The organism is Treponema zioleckii, assembly GCF_014737315.1.
Lineage (GTDB): Bacteria > Spirochaetota > Spirochaetia > Treponematales > Treponemataceae > Treponema_D > Treponema_D zioleckii.
Genome location: NZ_JPUF01000116.1, coordinates 1 through 3,784 on the forward strand (window position 1 = coordinate 1; position 3,784 = coordinate 3,784).

General features: G+C 35.1%; 5 protein-coding genes. 4 read left to right on the forward strand and 1 reads right to left on the reverse strand.

The genetic code is table 11. The annotated features are described in order from the left end of the window. Nucleotides 1-852, reverse strand: coding sequence for a phosphoribosylaminoimidazolesuccinocarboxamide synthase (locus tag JI65_RS16525; protein ID WP_191018266.1), 852 nt, complete (start codon nucleotides 850-852; stop codon nucleotides 1-3). A 181-nt stretch (nucleotides 853-1,033) separates the two neighbouring features. On the opposite strand from JI65_RS16525, the gene JI65_RS16530 reads away from it, so the two are divergent. From JI65_RS16530 to JI65_RS16545, 4 genes are all read left to right on the forward strand, one after another. After that, nucleotides 1,034-1,486 (forward strand): hypothetical protein, encoded by a 453-nt coding sequence (locus JI65_RS16530; RefSeq protein ID WP_191018267.1) that lies wholly within the window; start codon nucleotides 1,034-1,036, stop codon nucleotides 1,484-1,486. A gap of 1 nt (nucleotide 1,487) precedes the next feature. Beyond that, nucleotides 1,488-1,694, forward strand: a complete 207-nt coding sequence (locus JI65_RS16535; RefSeq protein WP_191018268.1) for a hypothetical protein — start codon at nucleotides 1,488-1,490, stop codon at nucleotides 1,692-1,694. A gap of 323 nt (nucleotides 1,695-2,017) precedes the next feature. Continuing rightward, on the forward strand, nucleotides 2,018-2,602 hold the full coding sequence (locus tag JI65_RS16540) for an SMI1/KNR4 family protein (protein WP_191018269.1): 585 nt from the start codon (nucleotides 2,018-2,020) through the stop codon (nucleotides 2,600-2,602). A 238-nt stretch (nucleotides 2,603-2,840) separates the two neighbouring features. Continuing rightward, nucleotides 2,841-3,725, forward strand: coding sequence for a hypothetical protein (locus JI65_RS16545; protein WP_191018270.1), 885 nt, complete (start codon nucleotides 2,841-2,843; stop codon nucleotides 3,723-3,725). Nucleotides 3,726-3,784 lie beyond the last annotated feature (59 nt).

Genomic DNA, 3,784 nt, shown 5'->3' on the forward strand with positions numbered 1-3,784 from the left:
CTACAAATCTTTTCCTGTGATTTTTCTTACGCACTCATGATAGAGTTTTGAAGTCTCGGCAACCACATCTGCAGGAACTTCCTTAATGTTTGGGTCTCCCGCAAGATTGTTTGCTTTGAGCCAGTCACGAATGAACTGTTTGTCGTAAGAAGCCGGGCTTGTTCCAACTTTGTAAGTCTCCGCATTCCAGAATCGGCTTGAATCCGGAGTAAGAACTTCGTCTGCCAAAACAAGTTCTCCGTTCTCATCAAGACCAAACTCAAATTTTGTATCTGCTATGATAATTCCGTTCTTTGCGGCGTGCTCATAGCATTTTTTATAGATTGCAAGCGCTGTTTTTTCGATTTTTGAGCCAAGCTCGTTGCCCAAGTCATTTTTCATGTAATCCAATGTTACGTTTATGTCGTGACCTTCGGCAGCCTTTGTTGAAGGCGTTACGATTGGTTCGTCAAGTTTTTCAGCCTGCTCATATTTTTTTGTAAAAGAATGACCGAGGAAAGGCTCGCCCTTTTTGTACGCTTCGTACATTGAGCCGAACATGTAACCTCTGACAATAACCTCGTAAGGAATCATCTTGAGTTTTTTTACGAGAATAGTGCGTCCTTCAAATTCTGGACTCTGGAACTCTTTTGGCATGTCTTTGAGATTCGAAGAAATCATGTGATTTTTTGCGATATCTTTTGTCAAATCGAACCAAAAGTTTGAAAGCGCATTCAAGACTTTGCCCTTGTCTGTAATCATTGTTGGCAAAATCACATCGAAGGCAGAAATTCTATCTGTCGTTACGATAACCATGCGCCCGTCTTCGAGGTCATAAACCTCGCGGACCTTTCCGCTGATAATCTTTTTCATAAAAATAACTCCTGACAGCTTCCCTTTAAAGAAGCTTCATTCAATATGCCACGATTTTATTCTTAAATTGATTTAATCTCAACTACTTGCAGTTTCAGCCTGCAATTTTTGCCACCTCGTTTTTCTCCTTTGATTGAACAGGAACCAATGAAAGTTTATGATGCACTAAAAGGAAGTGAAAATGAAAAAAATTCTTTGTACCATTGCTATTATTGTTGTGGCAATTCTGTTGAGTCTTTTTCTAATTTTTTCAGTATTAAAATTTGCTTCAAAAATAGAATTTCGGGAAGATAAAAGTCAGAAGGAAAAGATTTTGCAGATTGTTAACAAAATACCGCAGGTTGAAAGTGTCACTTTTTTTTCTCGCTCAAGGGAGAATAGTTTCAAGTATAATATCAAGCTGCTGTTTACAGATGGTGTGGAACTGTCCGTAGGTGACGCTTATCTAAAAGATAATACACTTTATTATGGAACTCTCTTTTGGCTTGGAGATTACACTGAACCTCGTCAGCTTTGTTATGACGGGACAAGAGTATTTATACAGCATGGACTTTTTGAGAACGTAACGGATTCTGACATTATTGAGATTTATCACAAAAATAATCTATCCTGCCTTCTTGAAAAAAAAAGATAAAATGTTGGACTTTCTAAAAAGTTTTCCGTTGATTGATGAAGCAACTTATAAAAAATGTGGCGAAGATAAAGACAAATATTCAGAATTAATAGAAAAATTTGAATTGTCTAACTGTGAAGTCTTGCTTCCTGACGGTACTATAAGCTGGATTGAAAAAAATACAAAATGGGTTGTACTTGATGCCAATTGCGTGTACAGCAACCGTTGAGCTCACAGGGCATCTTCCCACAGAAAAATCGTTAGATTTTTCAAAATCCGTGTGATAATTTAAACTGTCTGTTGATTTTGACACAGATGAACACGGATAAACAGTGATGGGGCACAGATAAACGGAAACGCTGCAAGTCAACTTTGATAATTTAACTTTATTTGTGCGTTTCCCGCAAGTTTTCTAGAGAAAACTCGCGCTTTGGTTGGCGGGATTGCGGTGGTTGAGCGTAGTCGAAATCACAACCACCCATAACGGCGAAGCTTAAACTAACTGCCACTGTTCCACTGGCACCGATAAATTGAGGAAAGGAATATTAACTAATGCAGAAAAAATATGAATTTATAAAAGAAAAACTACTGAAGTTTAGAAATCTTGGCTATGAAGAGCGTGAGGATGGAATCTTAATCGGAAAACCTGATTTTCTTCCAAAATTTGCCTGGCTGGTAAAAATTATGGCGCCGCTAAAAGAAGAAGAATTGCGCTGCATGGAGGAAAAATATTCAATAACTGTGCCGGAAGTTTACAAAGATTTTTTATTGAATTTTGCAAACGGCCTGCATCTTTTTTACGGAACCTTTTCATTAGAAGGTTATCGGAAGCATTACAGAAGGGATGAAAGTGCAATTTTACAACCATTTGCATTGGATATTTCAAATGTCTATGAACGCCCAAAAAATGCCAAGCCCACTTATTTTTTTATGGGATTTTATGACTGGGACGGTTCTGAATTATATTTAGATACAGAAACAAACCATGTTCATCTTTGCAAACGCGCTGATGCAACATCTCTTTTTGAGTGGAATAGTTTTGAAGAAATGCTGAATTCTGAAATTGACCGGCTGTTCAGTTTGTTTACCGATGACGGCCGTCCTATTGATGAAAACAAATCAACCTTGCCGATATAAGTTGCTTTTTTCAGAATAAGTTTGGATAAGTTTTTGAATCCTAACTGTGGAGTCTTGCTTCCTGCAAAGCTAGAGTTATTTTCTACAGGGATAAAATGAAAATTTACATTAGAAATTTTCCCCTAGAAAAATCGTTAGATTTTTCAAAATCCGTGTGATAATTTAAAACTGCCTCAAATCCACTTATTCAGTTTTGGAACAAAAGTGAATAAGTGGATTTGAAAATGGAGTAGTCAATATGAAAAAGTTTTATCTATTATTTATTTTATTAATTGTTGCGTATACAGACATCTTTTCTCACGAATTTATAAAAAAGGTTGGAATTGATTATTTTAAAATCGATAATTCTTCAGAGAATGTAAAAATTACACCGGTCAATTTTCTTGAGTCATGCGACAATTATGTATTTCATAATGATATAAACAATAATCTTGGAGGATATTTATTACGGAATATAAATTCGCTGCTTTATTCTGTTGTAATTTTTGATTATTCGTCAGGTACTATAAAAAATGAATATCATTTAGACAAAGACTCCATAAAATCAACCGTAAAGGCTGTGTATTTTACCGAAGATAATTTTTATACGCTTGAAAACGACGCTGCAACTGTAAACCTTATAAAACGAAACTTTACTGGCGAAAGTTCTATTACAAGAAAAATTGCCGGGCTTTCTGACGAAAATATAAAAACAATGATTGTTGATGAAAAAAACAATTCGATTCTATTTTCAGCATCGGCCGGCAAAGTTTTAATATATTCATTGAAAACTGGAAATAAAATTTTTGAAGATACGGGGCGGTTGCTTTATTCAATTTCGCACGAAGCTCATAAACTGTATTATTCCAAAGGGCATGAAATAATCTGTGTTGATTATCTGGCGGATTTTTCAAAAAAAATAATTCAGACATTTGTAGAATCTAAAAAGGAAAAAATTGTAGAATTAGCAAAAATAAATGATTCTTTAATTATGGTCACACAGAAAGAAAAGGCAAATTTATTCTGCAAGATTGTTTTTAATACAATCGACTGGAAAAATATATATTATCTGTGTTATCAGAAAGATGGAAAATTAATAGAAAAAAAGCAAATATACATAAAAAAGCAGGGGATTATTTTTTAGGTTCAATTTCGAGTTCCTTAAAATTGGTCATTGAGTGAAGTCGAAATGACCGTGCTTGA

What these genes read in the sequence shown, in the direction of transcription:
- JI65_RS16525 (WP_191018266.1), bottom strand. Translation starts at nt 852, where the DNA reads ATGAAAAAGATTATCAGCGGAAAGGTCCGCGAGGTTTATGACCTCGAA.
- JI65_RS16530 (WP_191018267.1), top strand. Translation starts at nt 1,034, where the DNA reads ATGAAAAAAATTCTTTGTACCATTGCTATTATTGTTGTGGCAATTCTG.
- JI65_RS16535 (WP_191018268.1), top strand. Translation starts at nt 1,488, where the DNA reads ATGTTGGACTTTCTAAAAAGTTTTCCGTTGATTGATGAAGCAACTTAT.
- JI65_RS16540 (WP_191018269.1), top strand. Translation starts at nt 2,018, where the DNA reads ATGCAGAAAAAATATGAATTTATAAAAGAAAAACTACTGAAGTTTAGA.
- JI65_RS16545 (WP_191018270.1), top strand. Translation starts at nt 2,841, where the DNA reads ATGAAAAAGTTTTATCTATTATTTATTTTATTAATTGTTGCGTATACA.